Origin of the sequence: Zobellia uliginosa, from assembly GCF_900156625.1 — a bacterium.
GTDB lineage: Bacteria > Bacteroidota > Bacteroidia > Flavobacteriales > Flavobacteriaceae > Zobellia > Zobellia uliginosa.
In genome coordinates this window covers 186,879-205,870 of record NZ_FTOB01000006.1, presented here as the reverse complement: position 1 = coordinate 205,870, position 18,992 = coordinate 186,879, and the positions used below count along the sequence as shown (strand labels likewise).

Genomic DNA, 18,992 nt, shown 5'->3' with positions numbered 1-18,992 from the left:
GGTAATCCGGGTAACGTAAGTATTTCCGAAGGGAATGCGATCAATCTAAATGTCGATGATGCGGATGCCGATGCAACCAATGAGATCCAAGATCTGAGCCTTACAGGAAACATTCTAAAGGTCACGAATAATGCGGGTGCCACGGATATCGATCTGACCCCCTACACGAATACGGATACACAGGACCTGTCTATTGACGCTTCAGGAAAAACGATTTCCTTGGTAGAGGGCGGATCGGTAACGGTCAACACCGACGATGCGGATGCCGATGCCACCAATGAGATCCAAGATCTGAGCCTTACAGGAAACATTCTGAAGGTCACGAATAATGCGGGTGCCACGGATATCGATCTGACCCCCTACACGAATACGGATACACAGGACCTGTCTATTGACGCTTCAGGAAAAACGATTTCCTTGGTAGAGGGCGGATCGGTAACGGTCAACACCGACGATGCGGATGCCGATGCCACCAATGAGATCCAAGATCTGAGCCTTACAGGAAACATTCTAAAGGTCACGAATAATGCAGGCGCCACGGATATCGATCTGACCCCCTACACGAATACGGATACACAGGACCTGTCTATTGACGCTTCGGGAAAAACGATTTCCTTGGTAGAGGGCGGATCGGTAACGGTCAACACCGACGATGCGGATGCCGATGCAACCAATGAGATCCAAGATCTGAGCCTTACAGGAAACATTCTAAAGGTCACGAATAATGCAGGCGCCACGGATATCGATCTGACCCCCTACACGAATACGGATACACAGGACCTGTCTATTGACGCTTCGGGAAAAACGATTTCCTTGGTAGAGGGCGGTTCGGTAACGGTCAACACCGACGATGCGGATGCCGATGCAACCAATGAGATCCAAGATCTAGAGGACGTAATAGGTGAGGACCCAAGTGCTGGCAACCAGGCCATCACGAACTTGGCCGATCCAAACAATCCACAGGACGCGGCCACTAAGGCCTATGTCGATGCCTTGGATACTGACGATGCCGATGCTGATCCAAATAATGAGATACAAGAATTAACCTCTACTGATGGTTCTGTAATCTTAACACAGACAGGTGATGATTACAATCTAGAGGTGAACTTTCCGGACAATGATGACAATAGTGCAACTAACGAACTTACCGATTTAAGCTTGGCAAGTGATATTCTGACGCTGACAAACCCGGCTACTCCTGCGAACCAAGTAGATTTAAGTCCTTATTTAGACAACACTGATAACCAACAGATCAGCCTATCGGGAAACATCATCACCTTGGCGAATGGCACCGGTGCGGATACTACGGTTGATCTTACCGATTTTAGGGATGATCAAAATTTGAGCAGTGCGGTAGTCACGGCCAACGAATCCGTCGAAATACGGATAAACGATGGCACGAATACCACTATCGATATTCGTGATGCAGATGCGGATCCTACAAACGAATTAACTGATTTGGCACTAACGGGATCGACACTGACGTTAACAAACCCGGCCACTTCTGGTAATAGTATAGATTTAAGCAGTTTATCCGACCATGATTGGTACGAAGTAGGCGGAACATCCGCTCCGGACGCCATAACCGATAATATTTTTACCGAGGGCAATGTTGCTATTGGCAAAACAACAATTACAAATAACAGGGCTTTGGATGTTGAGGGTAATATTGAACTTACCGATTACGTCTATATGAATGGCAAGCAAGCCTTAAGGGCTAATGATTCTTGGTTGCGTATCAACCCTTCAACTAATGCTACTACGGGTTTTACGTCTGGAACACTAATAAATGGCCACTTAAGGGCAGATGATACTTTAACCGTAAATGAAAGCGGTGGTGACAATGATATGAGGGTTGAAGGTGATACGGATAGCAACCTGATTCGTACAGATGCACTTAATGATAGAGTAGGTATCGGTACAGGGTCACCTGATGCCAAATTAGATGTTGAAAATGGGACTGTAAGATTTTCAGATTACGGATCATTGGCCATAACAGGTACACCTACTTCATTGATCGGCGTTGAGGCAGATGGTGATTTAATTGAAGTGGATGCTAATTCCTTAGGTTCTGACAATCAAACTTTGACGGCAGGAGCTGCCGCTGGAAGTATCAGTATTTCAGGAGGAAATAGTGCAATTATTAATGTTGATGATGCTGATTCCAATCCAACAAACGAAATCCAAACTTTAACATCAACCGATGGTTCGGTGACCTTGAGCGAGAGCGGTGGAGACTATGATCTAGAGGTCAACTTTCCGGCCAATAATGATAACAGTGCGACCAATGAATTATCTGATTTAGCATTAACCGGTTCAACTCTTACACTGACAAATCCCGCAACTTCAGGAAATAGTGTTGACTTAAGTGGTTTAGCGGATAACCTTGGTGACCATACCGCAACGGAAAACATCCAAACTGCAGGAAATTGGATCAGTAATGATGGTGGTAATGAAGGGATACAGGTAGGCACGGACGGCAATATTGGTGTGAACACCAGTTCTTTGGCCAATGCACGGATTACTGCTGTTGGGGGCAATGATTTACCTGGTTTATACCTTACCGGAGAAGACAATATTTGGTTTGATGCCGGTCAGGTGAGAATTACTACTCACGATGGCGCTGGTAATTGGCAGATAAAATCTGGTGCTGACAATGATGATGTTGCATTGGGTAGTACAGGTGCGGTTAAAATGCGTATTGATGAAATTGGAACATGGAGTGTTTATAGCCAAAATGGATTAACGGCAGGCGATGCCATTGGATGGAACCTTGGATTGTACCAAAGCGGACTTGGAAACGTAGGTATAGGTGGTGTTGATACTTCTGGTAATAAACTTCATGTATATGGTAATACTCGTACAGAGAATTTCCAGATGACTTCTGGGGCGACTAATGGTCATATTCTACAGTCAGATGCCGCTGGTAATGCATCTTGGGTAAATCCTACTGCAGTGTTTACCGATACCGATGATCAGACTTTATCATTAACAGGTAGTTCATTGACAATTTCTGAAGGTAATTCGGTTGATTTATCCACTTTAACTGACCATGATTGGTACGAAGTAGGCGGAACATCCGCTCCGGACGCCATAACCGACAATATTTTTACCGAGGGTAATGTTGCTATTGGCAAGACATCGATTACAGGTAGTAGGGCTTTAGATGTAGAAGGTAATGTTGAGCTAAATGATTATCTGTATATGAACGGGAAAAATACCTTAAGGTCTACAGATGGTTGGTTGCGAATTAATTGGAGTAATCACTATACCCTGGGAACATATTTCAACGGAAATGTGAAGATGTATAATGGTTTAGTTGTAAATGAAATAGGAGGAAATTTTGATATGAGAGTAGAAGGGGATACTGATAGGTATTTGCTTTTTGCGGATGCTTCTGCTGATGAAGTAGGTATTGGAACAAGCTCACCTGATGCAAAGTTAGATGTAGAAGGAGGAACAGTCCGTTTTTCCGATTATGGATCAAATGCAGTGAGCGGTAATGCCACTTCCTTGATAGGCGTTGAGGCCGATGGTGACCTTGTTGAAGTTAACTCCTTAAAGGCCTCAAAGGTTTTCTATCCTCCATCCATTGAAGTAGATGCTTCTACCAACGGTACAGGAAGAACTATAAACTTACACGATCAATACATAGCTCAATTCGGTTCGCCAATGGTAGCTAGTACTTCGGCACCATCAGCTATTCCAACATATGCGAATAACGAATTGTATTACTATGTCACTTATTACGATACCGCCGTTTTTGCCAATGTTTCGGTTGATGAATTTGGCGTCATGACCTATGATGTTATTGCCCAACCCGCAAGTTACAACTCATTGATAAACGTAGTTTTTGTTGTCAAATAATAAACAAGGTAAGCAGTCGATTTGAAAGCGAAATCTACATATAAAAAACTTGTCCTCAGTATGGTTTTTACTTTACTGGGACTTGTGGTATCCAATGCTCAGTATGTCTTACAGGCTCCGCCGGATTCGGCTGAAGAGACCCGAACCAATTTTCGTTGGTACGAGGCTCAAGATACAGGCACGGTTCTAAGTACCGAATCGTTTTTGGAAGTAACCGAACAGGGAATCTATTTCGCAACCTATGACGGTACTTTATGCGGTAAGAACGCCACGAGTTATTTTATTGTGACCAATTGTAATTCCCCCTACAACGAGGTTACGCTTGATATCAGTGACAATACGGCCCACCTTTCTCCTGGAGCTTCGGTTAGCTGGACACCTCCTTTGCCAGGTGACCAAAATGCCCCGACGGTGATTGCTACCAAAACACTCGAACGGTATGTTGCCACCATTACCAAGGCGGGAAACGCCAAGAATTTGCCCAGCTTTACCGTAGTCTGTATTGATGAATCGGCCATTCTGGTAGATGATTTGGTTACTGTAGACGAAGACGATTTGGTAATTGTAGACATTTTTGCAAATGATAGTGAGTTGCCGACCGAAGGGAGGCTTACGACCACCAATCCGACAAACGGTACCGTTAATGTTGATAACAACGGAACACCTAACGACCCCACCGATGATATCGTAACCTATATTCCTAATCCCGATTACAACGGTCCCGATTCTTTTAATTATTCGGTATGTAATATCTATGGCGATTGTAGTACGGCTACGGTAACGGTCGATGTGCTTCCTATTTTAGATACTATTGATGATAGCTTTGCAACGACACAAGATACCCCTATAGCATTGGATATTCTCGGCAATGACAATGACCTTCCTTCCACAGGAAGCCTAACCTCAACCGACCCGTCCAATGGAACTTTGACCCGCGATGATGGCGGAACACCCAATGACCCATCGGATGATATATGGAACTATACGCCAAACACAAATTTTGACGGTAGCGATTCGTTTACCTATACCCTCTGTGATACGGTCGGTAATTGTGATACCGCTACGGTAAGCATTTTGGTTACCAACGCTATTGATCTTGATACCGATAACGATGGTATACTTGATAGTTTTGAGGACTTGAATCTAGATGCCGATAACGATCCGGCAACGGACCCCACCGATACCGACAACGATGGTATTCCCGATTATTTGGATATCGATAGTGATAATGACGGAGTCCCCGATAATGTTGAGGCCCAGACTACGCTTGACTATGTGGCGCCAAGCGGAGAGGATTTCAACGGGAATGGGGTTGACGATGCCTATGAAACAAATGGATTATTGGGCATTATCCCAGAAGATACTGACAACGACGGTATTCCCGATTACGTTGATGCCGATAGTGATAATGATAATGTACCTGATAGTATTGAGGCCCATGACCACGATAGAAATGGTATTCCCGATGTAACCTTTATCGGTTCTGATAAAGACCGTGATGGTCTTGATGATGGCTATGAGGGAGAAACCATTATTGATATCGATGTCAATGACGAAGTCGACGATCCGTACAACGATCTACTGAATACAGATGGTGATGGGGAAGTCGATTATAGGGATACCGATGATGATGACGATGGTATTCAAAGTAAGGATGAAGACATCAATATCGATGGAAATTACGCCAATGACGATACCGATGGGAATGGAATACCTGAGTACCTAGAGCCTAATGTTGAGGAAGACCCTATTGAGGTGTTTAACGTGGTAACGCCTAATAATGATGGGGCACATGATTTTCTTTCTATTACAGGACTGGAAAAATATCCTGATAATTCCATCCGGATCTATAACAGATGGGGTGTTTTGGTCTATACCACACAGGCCTATAATACCGAGGGCAACGTGTTTGACGGTACCTCCCAAGGAAGGGTGACCGTTGATGCCGATAGAAAACTACCGGTAGGCACCTATTTCTATATTTTAGATTACAAAGATGCTAAAGGGGAGCAGCAATCCCTTTCAGGATATATATACATTAACCGATAGTAGTAACGATGATCCCAAATCTCATAACAACCGCTCGTCAATTTGGTGTAATACTGGCCCTACTATTTGTGGGAAGTATTCAAAATGCCATTGCACAACAAGATTCCCAATACACCCAATATATGTACAATACGGTAAGCGTGAACCCTGCCTATGCAGGTTCCCGTGGCCATATAAGTACGGCTCTTTTGCATCGTTCGCAATGGGTCGGGTTAGATGGGGCGCCAACCACCCAAACGTTTAATCTACATTCGCCTATCGGGTATAGGGGCGTGGGGCTAGGCTTGTCCATAGTAAACGATAAAATCGGTCCGACTTCGGAGACCTATTTTGACATAGATTTTTCATATACGGTATATACTTCTACCGAAGGAAGGTTAAGCTTCGGTCTTAAGGGGAGTGGCCATTTATTGGATGTTCGTTTTTCAGAACTTAACCAGTATACAAGTGATGCAAGTCTTCAGAACGATATAGAAAATAAGTTTTCGCCCAATATAGGGGCAGGGGTCTATTACCACAATGAAAGGTTTTATGCCGGACTTTCCGTACCAAGGATTTTACAGACACTCCACTTTAAGGATGGGCCTGACCCGTCTACCGCTAAGGAACAGATGAACTTTTATTTGATTACCGGTTACGTATGGGATCTGAACGATAATGTCAAGTTTAAACCGGCCTTATTGACCAAATTGGTAACGGGGGCTCCCTTACAGGTTGATGTTTCGGCCAACTTTATGTTTAGCGAAAAGTTTATTCTGGGCGCTGCCTATCGTTGGGATGCCGCATTTAGTGGTATGGTCGGCTTTAATATTTCAAAAAAATTCTTGATTGGCCTGGCCTACGATCGCGAAGTTACCGAGTTGGGTGCGGCAATCTATAATTCAGGTTCTTTTGAGGCCATCTTACGGTATGACTTTATAAGCACTAAGGGTAATTTAAAATCTCCCCGTTTCTTTTAGGTTTTACTAAAACCCCATCGATCTATAATATCCCGTATATATAACTTAAACGTTTAGCAAATGCGTGTTCCAAGAAAAAGAAATCCCCACTTTTTTGGTGAGTACCTTAGGTGTCATAGTTTTATAGTGCTGCTGTTTTTGTTTATGGGGCAATTCTTATGGGCCCAACCTTCGAACGATAATAGGGCCAATGCCATGCCGCTCTCCCTCAACACTTGTTCGGCCGATGCGGCCTACACTACATTGAACGCTACGCCCGATGGGAGTTCCGGTTCGTGCTGGGCCTCGGGGCCGAATGCCAATGTATGGTTCAGTTTTGTTGCAAGCGCCACGGGTACCGTACAGATCAACCTAGACCGGGGAACCATAACGGGAGATATGACGGGAGATTTGCGCTATGCCATGATGGCCCTGTGGGATGCCACGGGAACCTCCGAAATCGCATGTAGTGTTTTTAACGATGTTAGCGATGATATTTCAATTTTGGCCAACGGACTTACTCCGGGCGATACCTATCTCTTTTCCGTTGACCGTCACTACGGTACACCATCGGGTGCCGAAACCTTTAAACTTTGCCTCAGCGATACCCCGACCAACGATTATTTGGAGGGGGCCATAAACATTGATTCCTTTATGAACGGGTGTTCCGGCGATGCCGTTTTTTCGACCTTGGGAGCAACTGCGGATAGAAACGGAGGTTCGTGTTGGTATACGGGGCCCCATAGAAACGTATGGTTCGAGGTGACTGCCCCGGCCACGGGAAATATAGAGGTGAAGTTGGATAGGGGCGATGAAAAGGGCACCTTGCAAACCGCCTATTTGGCATTGTGGGATAGTACGGGTACGGTTGAATTGGGCTGTAATAGCCATAGGGTAGGGCGTCATTACGATGATATTTCTCTTCTGGCAACGGGCTTGACCCCGGGCGATACCTATTACGTTTCGGTCGATAACCGATACATACATGCCCTCGATACTTTTTCCCTATGCTTAAGCGACCAGGCGACGAATGATTACTACCAAGGGGCGACCGATATAACGGGCCTAATAGGCACCTGCTCGCCCGATGCGGCATATACCACCCTTGGAGCTACCTTTGACAAGAATACGGCCTCGTGTTGGTCTGACTTGGTAAACCACAACAAATGGTTCAGCTTTGTGGCGCCCCCATCGGGTAAAATAGACATTAGAATGGATAGGGGAGGCGTTAAGGGAACGCTTCGCCACGCCTATATGGCGCTTTGGGAAAACGATGGCCTTACCGAAATGGCGTGTACCGCCTATTCGGATCCGGAAGATGATTTAAGAATCCGGCACTGGGGCCTTACCCCGGGGGAAACCTATTATCTTACGGTCGATAACAGGTATATTACCACTACCGATACCTTTACCCTGTGCCTAGATGCCTTGAACGGCCCTGATACCGATGGCGATGGTGTAGGCGACGTAGTTGATCTAGACGATGATAACGATGGTATTTTAGACACAACGGAAGGTTGTGAAAATACAAACCTGTCCGGCACGGTCGGTATGGGGAATCCTATTACCGACACAACCTACACACTCGTGGGAACCGATGTAAGCTATACGGTAAACAAAGCTGCAAGTACGAACATATATGCCTATGATACGGGCTTGAACGGTCATGGTATCCGAATAGAAGGGCAAGGGGGAGACACGGGAAGTTTGACCTCAACTTATGGTACGCCTATTGAAAATGTCTTTTTTAAGATGACCGATTTCGATAATGGCACCCAATACACCATTGAGGTTTACGATGAGAATAATGTAATGTACGACCTAGATGCAGAGGGACTCGTGTTGGTCGGTTCGGGTATTACGCAAACAGGAAATACCTTTGTGGCCGGTAGTTTTGATTCGGATGGCAACGATCCGGCAGACGATGTTAACGGGGCCATTTACTTTTATTTTGAAAGACCGGTGAGTCGTATTGTATTGAACTTTGTTCATAGTTCGAATACATCGACACGATTTATACAGCCCACCTTTTGTCTTGCCGATTTTGATAATGACGGTATTTCCGATCACAAAGATTTAGATAGCGATGGCGATGGCATTCCCGATAATGTAGAGGCACAGTCCACTCAGGCATATCAGGCTCCGAACCCTGATGATGAGGCAACATATCGTGCCAATAACGGTGTAAACTCGGCTTACTTAGGAGGTGTTTCACCCGTAAATACCGATACCACGGATCATCCGGATTATTTAGACCTCGATTCCGATAACGAAGGAGGAAACGATACCATGGAGGCGGGTATAACCTTGGCGAACAACGATGTGGATGATGATGGTCTCGATGATGCTATCGATAGCGACCTTACGGGCTACGCAGATTCCGGCGGCACTATAGACGACCCTACAATCGGTTCGGTTCAACTTCCCGATAAAGACCACGATGTGCATTCAGGCGGTGATGTTGATTTTAGGGATGCTACCGATGATAGACCCGATAACGATGGGGATGGTATTGCAGATGAGGTAGACCTTGATGACGACAACGACGGTATTTTGGATACCGATGAAAATGTTTGTGCCCATATTGTAACAGGACAAAATGTACGTTCCAATGTAAATACCTTGCAAAATTCCAATGCCGTGCTGGAAGCTGGCGTCAAGTATATCTTGGATATTCAAAATGTATCGGCGGCAGGCATTCTCACGGGGGAAGCTGTCGATGGGCCTTTTGCGGGTCAAACGATCAATATCTATTTGACCAATACAACTAGCGGAGGGGCGACCCTCAATGGGGTAACGGCGGTATACAATTCCGACTTTACCTATCATCCTGCCAATTCCGCGGCAATGGGAGGTTTGGTAAATAGCGGATTTTATGTTTTCTACGGTATTGTTGATGCGAACGCTAACGGTACATATGAGGATGGTGTTGATGAGCTATTGGGGCCTGTTGACCCCTTGGTTCCGGGTAGTATTCCAATAGCGACTACGAGCGGACCTCTATATTTCTATTATAACGATGGCATATATGGAGACAATTTAGCGAGTGTTGATTACGGCATAAAAGTCGAGAACTGTGACACCGATGGTGATGGTATCCCGAATATATTTGATCTCGATTCCGATAACGACGGAATCTTTGACGGGGTTGAAGCGGGCCATGGTCAGGTTGATGCCGATACCGATGGTCGAATTGATGGAACCGCCGTTGATTTTGGCAATAACGGGCTGTTCAACGGTATTGAATCCGACGATACACAAGGGGCTACGGCTACATATACCCTTGCCGAAAGTCCCGATGATGCGGATTCCATTCCCAACTATTTGGATTTAGATAGTGATGGCGACGGCCTTCCCGATAATGTTGAAGCGCAGACCACTGCGGCCTACCTAGCTCCAAACGGAACCGTAGATGCCAATGGTGTGGATACGGCCTATCCGTCGGGCCTTGTTCCTACGAATACCGATGGTACCGACAATCCTGATTATCTAGATCTTGATTCCGATAACGAAGCTGGAGACGATACTACCGAAGCCCGCATCGTACGCAATGGCTTGGATGTCGATAATGACGGTCTTGACGATGCCCTCGATGCCGATACCTCGGGATATACGGACCCCGGAGGAACCATAGATAACCCGCTAACGGGACCTGTGGTATTGCCGGATGGGGATAGCGACGCAGGCTCGGGCGGTGATGTTGACTTTAGGGACACTACGGACGATAGGCCCGATAACGATAACGACGGTGTAGTGGATGCCGAAGACTTGGATGATGATAACGATGGCATACTTGATACCGATGAAGGCTGTGGCAATTTTATCATCAACGGCTCTTTTGAACAGGACAATTTTACCGATGCCACTGCTTTTCCCAACGGGTTTACAGGGGCCAATGGAACCTTTATAGGAACCACGTACAATACCAATAGTTTGACAGGATGGAGCTATACCCAAAACCTGGATGGTTGGGTCAACGGAGGATCCTTCGGGGCAGGTACGTTTGCTCCGGCCATTGACGGCTCGCAATATTTAGATTTAGTTGGAAACAACAATGTTACGGGAGGGGTTTCGAACGAAATTACACAAGAGGTGACCTTGGTACAAGGGGAAAGTTATACCTTCTCTTTCTACTGGGGTGAAGATATCGCCCACCTCAACGGCCAGATCGTAACCTTGGACTTTGATATTATCGATGCGGACGGTGTGCCCATTTTAGATGAAACTTTGACCACTATCGCCACAGGGGAAGTAGGCGGCATGGTCGGGCCTAAAAAATGGTTTTATGAAGAGCGCACTTTCGTAGCGTCGACCGATGAAATTACGGTACGTTTTTCCGCCCAACCTTTTGCAACGAATGCATCTTCCGGGGCGGCATTGGATCTAGTGACCCTTAAGTACAGCACACCTACGGAGTGTGTCGATACCGATAACGATGGTATTCCCGATGCCTTTGATTTGGATAGCGATAACGACGGTATTTACGACGCCGTTGAGGCGGGCCATGGGGCCGCACATTCTAATGGGGTGTTGACCGGTATGGTTGGGGCAGATGGTATTCCCGACAGTGTTCAAGACGACCCCGATAGAAGGACCGTGAATTATACGGTTTTAGATTCCGATACCGACGGTAGTATCGATGCACAAGAATTGGATGCCGACAATGATGGCTGTTTTGATGTGGTCGAAGCTGGTTTTACCGATGGCGATGCCGATGGCCTTTTGGGAAGTTCCACCTTAACGGTCGATGCCAACGGATTGGTTACCACGGGTAGCGATGGCTATACGGAGCCTCAAGATCGTAATGGAAATGGTATTCCCGAATACAGGGAAGCTACCTTAAGTCCGGTAATAAGCACCCAACCATCGGAAAGCAGTGTATGTTCGGGGGAAACGGCTTCCTTTTCGGTAGTGGCCACAGACGTAGACCAATATCAATGGCAAATGTTCGATGGTAGCCTTTGGACCGATTTGACCGATGGAGGCCTCTATTCCGGTACGGATACCCATACGCTTGAAATAGCTAACACCACTATAGGTGGGAACGGAAACCGCTATCGCGTGGTAGTCTCGAATTCCTTGCGGGTATGTAGTGTTTTAAATTCCGATGAGGCCATTTTGAACGTTGAGACCACTCCTAGCATAAGCATAGGCGATGCCAGTGAAGTTGAAGGTGCTTCCATTATCTTTCCGGTCACCCTATCAAGCATGGGCTGCCTTGGGCAAGATATAACCCTGACCTTTACTTTTACGGATGGAACTGCCGATACGGCCGATTATACGAACAATACCGTTCAGATAACCATACCGGCCGGGAGTCTTACGGGAGAGGTGAACGTTCCTACGACCCAAGATGAAATTCTTGAAGACGATGAAACCTTTACAATTTCGATCTTAAGTGTCGATGCAGGAAATGTCGCCGATTTTTCAGATACGGCCATAGGCACCATTTTAGATGATGATTTTACGGATCTTGATAGTGATAACGACGGTATCTTAGACAGTGTGGAAGATTTGAACGCCGATGGCGATAACGATCCATCGACCGATCCTACCGATTCGGATGGCGATTCGTTACCTGACTATTTGGATATCGATAGCGATAACGATGGTATACCCGATAATGTGGAAGCACAGACTACGGTGGGCTACATTGCGCCTAGTCTTGTCGATGCCAATAACAATGGCTTGGACGATGCCTACGAAAACGGTATTGACCTAGGGCTGTACCCTGTAAACACCGATGGTACTGACCAACCTGATTATTTGGATCTCGACAGTGATAACGATAACGTGCCAGATGCTATAGAAGCACATGATAGAGACCATGACGGCATGGCCGATGTTTCGTTTATCGGTTCCGATAAGGATGACGACGGACTTGACGATGGTTATGAAGGTTCGGAAACTATAGATGATGATGTGAACGATGAAATGGATAGTCCATTTGACAGTCTACCAAATGCCGATGGCGATGATGAGTTGGATTATCGGGATACGGACGATGATAATGATGGAATTCCGACCCGGGATGAAGATACCAATGGGGATGGAAACTATGCCAACGACGATCAAAATAATAACGGTGTTCCCGATTACCTGGAGGAACCCTATATCGAGGTAGTGGTCTATAATGTAGTAACACCCAATGGCGATGGCGCACACGACACATTGACCATTACGGGGCTCGATGTACGGCCGAACAACAACATCCAGATTTACAACCGATGGGGGATCTTAATATTTTCCACTGAATCGTATGGAACAGGGAACAATTATTTTGAAGGATATTCAACGGCCAGGCTTACGTCTGGGAAGGAAGAAAAATTGCCAAGTGGAACTTATTTTTATATTTTGAATTATGAAGATACCACGGGAGAACATAAGACGCTTTCGGGCTATATTTACCTGAACTGATACGATTCTTGCAAATGGCATAAAATAAAGGCCCTTGGACTTCGGTTCAGGGGTTTTCTGTTTTTTTAGGGAGAATTGGGAGTTCTATAACCATAATTTATCAAGCTCTTGGTTCGATACTAATGGAAAGGTACTATTTTTGTGGAGGAAGGAAGTTAGTTGTACCCATCAAAGAAAAACATTGCTATTGAAAGAGGAAGAAGTCATCTTAGTAGACCAAGACAATAACCCGATAGGAACCATGCCTAAAATGGAAGCGCACGAGAAAGCCGTACTCCATAGGGCATTTTCGGTTTTTGTAATGAACGATAAAGGGGAAACCATGCTACAGCAGAGGGCGGCCCACAAATACCACTCTCCTGAACTTTGGACGAACACATGTTGCAGTCACCAACGGGTAGGTGAGAGCAATATAGAGGCCGGAAAGAGAAGGTTGCAAGAGGAGATGGGCTTTGTAACGGAACTCAAGGAACTTTTTTCCTTTATCTATAAGGCCCCTTTTGACAATGGCCTTACCGAACATGAACTAGACCACGTAATGATGGGCAGCTATAACGGAGCGCCGCAGATCAACCCAGATGAGGTGGCCGACTGGAAATGGATGAAACCCGAGGCCATCAAAAAAGATATAGCCCAAAACCCCGATTTGTATACAGCTTGGTTCAAGATTATCTTTGAAAAGTTCTATGATCATATCGGACAAAATCCAACGGAAGATGAGAGTAAAGGTTAGTAGAAAGGCCCATTTTAATGCGGCCCACCGCCTATATCGTAAAGATTGGAGCGATGAGAAAAATACCCAGGTCTTCGGAAAGTGTAACAACCCCAATTACCATGGGCACAACTATGAATTGGTGGTTAGCGTTACGGGCAAAATAGACCCAGAGACAGGTTTTGTAATGGATATGAAGGTCTTAAAAGATTTGATAGCTGAAAAAGTAGAAGACGCCCTCGACCATAAGAACCTAAATATTGAAGTCCCTGAATTTAAAGACCTTAATCCCACAGCTGAAAATATATCCATTATTATTTGGAATAAATTACGGCCCCACATCAATCCAAATCATGATTTGGAAGTCGTGTTATATGAAACCCCCCGAAATTTTGTGACCTATTCCGGTTAAAGCGAAAATTAAACAACTATAAAAAAAACGCTATGTATCCCTTAAAATTTAACCCTATTTTAAAAGAACGCCTTTGGGGCGGCACCAAGCTTAAAGACGTTTTGGGCAAACCTATTGAAAACGATATTACCGGAGAAAGTTGGGAGCTTTCCACTGTGTCGGGAGATGTTTCGGTAGTGGCCAATGGAGATTTGGCAGGTACCTCATTACAAGACCTAATAGAAAAAGAGCCCGAGAATGTTTTGGGGAAAAGTGTTTACGATAGGTTCGGAACCGACTTTCCTATCCTTATCAAGTTTATCGATGCCAAGCAGGATCTGTCCATTCAATTGCATCCTAATGACGAGCTGGCCAAAAAACGCCACAATTCCTTCGGAAAAACAGAAATGTGGTATGTGATGGATGCCGATGACGACGCCAGCCTTATCGTTGGTTTCAACAAAGATGTTACCAAAGAAGAATACGCCAAAAGTCTCGAAAACGATACCCTATTAGACCTTTTGAACTATGAAAAGGTAAAAGAGGGCGATACTTTTTTTATCAATACCGGAAAGATCCACGCCATAGGTGCAGGTGTATTGTTGGCCGAAATTCAACAGACTTCCGACATTACCTACCGTGTTTTCGATTTCAATAGAAAAGATAAGAACGGAAACCTTAGGGAGTTACATACCGAACAGGCCTTAGATGCCATTGATTACACCAAAAAAGATGATTTTAAGGTGAAGTATAGTCAAGAGAAGAATACGGTGAACGCCATGGTAGATTGCCCTTATTTCAAAACCGACTTTCTAGACTTGAATGCTGGCTTGACCCAAGATGTAACCGACCGCGATTCATTTACTATTTTTATGTGTGTGGGCGGATCGGCTACCATTGCCAATGAGAACGGTTCGGTAGAATTGAAAAGAGGTGAGACCACCCTTTTGCCTGCGGTATCGAATACCATAAAAATCACCACCGAGGGCGCTAAGCTCTTAGAAGTGACCATTTAATGCGACGAATTACGTTTGGCTTTGTATATTTTCTGCATAAATTGATTATAAATAGCTTATTTTTGCGTAAAATTTATTAAAAATGGCAAGTGTAAAAGAATTAAAGAAAGATATTAATAATGTCTTGGGAGACATCATTGAAGCGGTATACATTGTAGAAGCTGCCAATGCCGACCAAGAATCGAAAGAAGGAGCAAAGGTTATTGACGAGGCTATCGAAACTTTTGATACCTTGATCCAAAAGGTGAACCAAAGAGGTGTTGAAAACAGAAAGAAACACCTAACAGAGGTGCGTCAAGAATTGGAGAAGAAAGCCGGTGCCCTTGTAGAAAAGGTGAACAAATTAGGCTAGACCTTCTAGAAGTTAAATGAAAAAGCCCGCAAACGCGGGCTTTTTTACTTTTTAAGGTTTTCCAAATACGTTTTTAATTGCTTGCCGTATTTCGATTCCGCAACTTCGGTCGACAGTGAACCGTAAATGGAATCCAGATACTTAACATTGGCATCGGGAACTTCGTTTAAGGCTATGTAAGGCGCTATATAAGAGTCTTTGTTGTTCAACGCGTAATTCAAGGAAAAGGCATAGCTGCGCTGTAGGTTGCGGTTGCTCAATCGCTGCATCGAGTCTAGTTGTACCGAGTCTAGAACCTTGTTCGGGTCGTTGGCCAATCGAACGATCTCTAAGGTCTTCATGTTGAACTTCGACATCATTTGTCGGTATTCTTCCAATTTTTTTTGGGTTTCCGAACCTTCAATTTTGGCTTTGGTATCAAAGGTGTTCCAAGTCGTGTTGATCGTAATGGTACCCGGCTCACCAAAGAAGGTAATTCGGTCATTGATATCGTTCGCGTCTTTTTTGTCTAAGTAGAGGTAGAAAATTTCGGGGCTTTCGAGTTCCGTTGTAAAGGAAAAATTGCCGTCACCGTCTATTTGTAGCGAATCTATGGTGGCTAAAACGGAATCAGGCACGTGTTGAAGGTAGAGTGTTCCTTTTTTGAGTCCCTTTACATTTCCGGTAACCTTCATGGTGTTTTCGGTAGGCCCTCCACAAGAAAGCAATAAAAGGGTAATAGCACTTAAAAAAAATATGTTCTTCATCTTCGTTTTTTGGTAGCGCAAATATCTGTATTTTTTTTGGTTTCCTTAAGAAGCTATTTTTTAAATCGATGAGTTTTTCTGTAATAGAAGCGTACTTTTGTATCGGTATATCGTAAGAGAACAGTTCGTATTACGACGAATAAGGGTCGAGTTTCTGTAAATAGCTATATACGTTCTTGCCCCTTTAATTTTAATAATACATATTGAATGAATATTGAAAAAGAAAAATGGAATGCTGCCATTGCTTCAGCAGAGTATGTAAAAAACGGAATGCTTGTTGGCTTGGGGTCGGGATCTACCGCCGCTTTTATGATAGCCGAGCTCGGTAAGCGGGTGGCAGGCGGACTCATAATGAAGGGAGTGCCTTCGTCGAATACGACGGCCCGATTGGCCAAGCAAGCGGGTATATCCTTGATTTCCTTGGAAGATGCGGGAACACTCGACATAAATATTGACGGGGCGGATGAGTTTGATGCCCGATTACGGTTGATAAAAGGTGGGGGAGGTGCTATGCTCCGAGAGAAAATTTTGGCCCATAATTCCCGCTTTAACCTGATTATAGCCGATTCGGGAAAACAAGTCGATCGTTTGGGTAAATTCAAACTTCCTTTGGAAACCATTCCTTTTGCTACCCAAAACATTATGGAAGAACTTGGGAAAATGGACCTACATCCACAGCTGCGCATGAAAAAAGAAGCGGTCTATAAGACCGATGAGAACAATTGCATTGTAGATGTAGATATTTTTCAAAAGGATGATTTAGAAGAACTGAACCGGACACTTATCCAAATTCCTGGCGTGGTCGAAACGGGACTCTTTCTGTCTACTACCGATATGGTGTTGATGGGCAAGGGGCAGACGGTCACTTCTTTTAAAAAGTAAGGTTTTCCTATCTTCAGGGAGGATAAGGGGACTATAAAACGAAACGGATGAAATTCAACATACAAGATACCTTCAATAAAGAACTACCGGCCGATCCTATTACTGAAAATAGCAGAAGGCAGGTAGAAAAGGCCTGTTTTTCGTATGTTATGCCAAAACACACGGCCCAGCCGTCATTGATTCATGTGTCCCCTGAAATGGCCGAAGAGCTCGGGCTGTCAGAAGCAGATATCAGAAGTGAAGAATTTCTCAAGGTGTTTACGGGCAATACCGTTCTCGACGGAACGGCCCCGTACGCGATGTGCTATGGGGGACATCAGTTCGGTAATTGGGCCGGGCAACTAGGCGATGGCAGGGCCATTAACCTTATGGAAGTTGAGCACAAGGGTAAACATTGGGCTTTGCAGTTAAAGGGCGCGGGAGAAACCCCTTACTCAAGAACAGCCGACGGCCTAGCGGTTTTACGTTCATCTATTCGAGAGTATTTATGCAGTGAGGCCATGTACCACCTTGGGGTACCTACAACACGAGCACTGTCATTGGCCTTGTCGGGCGACAAAGTGCTTCGCGATATACTTTACAATGGTAATTCGGCCTATGAGAAGGGGGCTGTTGTCTGTCGGGTTGCTCCTTCTTTTCTTCGTTTTGGAAACTATCAGATTTTTGCGGCAAGGGAGGATACCGCTACCATGGGAACATTGGTAGATTATACCATTAAACACTTTTTTCCGGAATTGGGAGCGCCTTCCAAAGCAAGCTATGTTCAATTTTTTCAGGCTGTGGCAGATGCAACCCTAGAGATGTTGGTGCACTGGCAACGCGTGGGCTTCGTACATGGCGTGATGAATACCGATAATCTATCTATTCTTGGATTGACCATCGACTACGGCCCATACGGCTGGTTGGAAGGTTACGACCATGGATGGACACCCAATACCACGGACCGCCAACATAAACGATACCGGTACGGGAACCAACCTAATATCGGCCTGTGGAACCTATATCAATTGGCCAATGCGATTTTTCCCTTGATCGGGGAAGCCGCACCTTTGGAAGCCGTATTGGAAGGATTCAAGACGAAGTTCGGGCAAAAGTATAGGGATATGATGAAATCTAAGATCGGACTGTATAAAGCGGATGACCTTGATCTACATTTGCTCGATGATTTGGAGGAAAACCTACAGCTAACCGAAACCGATATGACCTTGTTCTTTCGGAATTTGGCCAATTTTAAAAAGCAAGAAACGAATTCAGGCGCGTTTATGGAAGTGGTGGGCGATGCCTTCTATACGCCCGACGAGGTGAGCGGTGAAGTACTTGAAAAATGGAAAACCTGGTTCGCCACCTATCAGAATCGATTGGGCCAAGAAGAACTGTCCGATACGGAACGAAAGCAAAAAATGAACTCCGTAAACCCTAAATACGTGTTGCGTAACTATATGGCACAATTGGCCATAGATGCTGCCGATAAGGGAGATTATGCCTTGATCGACGAACTGTTCGTACTTTTGAAAAAGCCCTATGACGAACAACCGGAACAAGAAAAATGGTTTGCCAAACGCCCTGATTGGGCAAGAAACAAAGTGGGCTGTTCCATGTTGTCGTGTAGTTCTTAGAATAAA

Annotated in this window: 11 protein-coding genes; 10 read left to right on the top strand and 1 reads right to left on the bottom strand. The window is 45.0% G+C overall.

Going from position 1 to position 18,992, the window contains the following annotated elements; all coding sequences use genetic code 11:
• The 8 genes from BW980_RS22635 to BW980_RS18605 all read left to right on the top strand — a co-directional run.
• Positions 1 to 3,867: beta strand repeat-containing protein (locus BW980_RS22635; protein ID WP_394333503.1), on the top strand; the 3,867-nt coding region annotated here is incomplete at its 5' end.
• A gap of 60 nt (positions 3,868 to 3,927) precedes the next feature.
• Positions 3,928 to 5,916, top strand: a complete 1,989-nt coding sequence (locus BW980_RS18635; RefSeq protein ID WP_083690532.1) for a T9SS type B sorting domain-containing protein — start codon at positions 3,928 to 3,930, stop codon at positions 5,914 to 5,916.
• 8 nt (positions 5,917 to 5,924) lie between these two features.
• Complete coding sequence (locus BW980_RS18630; protein ID WP_076456664.1) at positions 5,925 to 6,875, top strand: PorP/SprF family type IX secretion system membrane protein; 951 nt, start codon at positions 5,925 to 5,927, stop codon at positions 6,873 to 6,875.
• A gap of 60 nt (positions 6,876 to 6,935) precedes the next feature.
• Positions 6,936 to 13,271 (top strand): T9SS type B sorting domain-containing protein, encoded by a 6,336-nt coding sequence (locus tag BW980_RS22870; protein WP_245800105.1) that lies wholly within the window; start codon positions 6,936 to 6,938, stop codon positions 13,269 to 13,271.
• Between the two features lie 187 nt (positions 13,272 to 13,458).
• Positions 13,459 to 14,004, top strand: coding sequence for an isopentenyl-diphosphate Delta-isomerase (gene idi / locus BW980_RS18620; protein WP_076456677.1), 546 nt, complete (start codon positions 13,459 to 13,461; stop codon positions 14,002 to 14,004).
• Complete coding sequence (locus BW980_RS18615; RefSeq protein WP_013992012.1) at positions 13,988 to 14,395, top strand: 6-pyruvoyl trahydropterin synthase family protein; 408 nt, start codon at positions 13,988 to 13,990, stop codon at positions 14,393 to 14,395. Before idi ends, BW980_RS18615 begins: the two co-directional genes overlap by 17 nt.
• A gap of 32 nt (positions 14,396 to 14,427) precedes the next feature.
• Complete coding sequence (locus BW980_RS18610) at positions 14,428 to 15,390, top strand: type I phosphomannose isomerase catalytic subunit (protein ID WP_076456662.1); 963 nt, start codon at positions 14,428 to 14,430, stop codon at positions 15,388 to 15,390.
• A gap of 82 nt (positions 15,391 to 15,472) precedes the next feature.
• Complete coding sequence (locus tag BW980_RS18605) at positions 15,473 to 15,742, top strand: hypothetical protein (RefSeq protein WP_076456661.1); 270 nt, start codon at positions 15,473 to 15,475, stop codon at positions 15,740 to 15,742.
• 44 nt (positions 15,743 to 15,786) lie between these two features.
• Here BW980_RS18605 and BW980_RS18600 read toward each other — a convergent pair whose 3' ends face one another.
• Positions 15,787 to 16,488 carry a DUF4369 domain-containing protein gene (locus BW980_RS18600; protein WP_076456660.1) on the bottom strand — a complete coding sequence of 234 codons (702 nt, stop codon included), beginning with the start codon at positions 16,486 to 16,488 and terminating at the stop codon, positions 15,787 to 15,789.
• A 207-nt stretch (positions 16,489 to 16,695) separates the two neighbouring features.
• Between BW980_RS18600 and rpiA the strand changes: the two genes are divergently transcribed.
• Complete coding sequence (rpiA, locus tag BW980_RS18595) at positions 16,696 to 17,370, top strand: ribose-5-phosphate isomerase RpiA (RefSeq protein WP_076456659.1); 675 nt, start codon at positions 16,696 to 16,698, stop codon at positions 17,368 to 17,370.
• 47 nt (positions 17,371 to 17,417) lie between these two features.
• Positions 17,418 to 18,986 (top strand): protein adenylyltransferase SelO, encoded by a 1,569-nt coding sequence (locus BW980_RS18590; RefSeq protein WP_076456658.1) that lies wholly within the window; start codon positions 17,418 to 17,420, stop codon positions 18,984 to 18,986.
• The last annotated feature ends 6 nt before the right edge of the window (positions 18,987 to 18,992 follow it).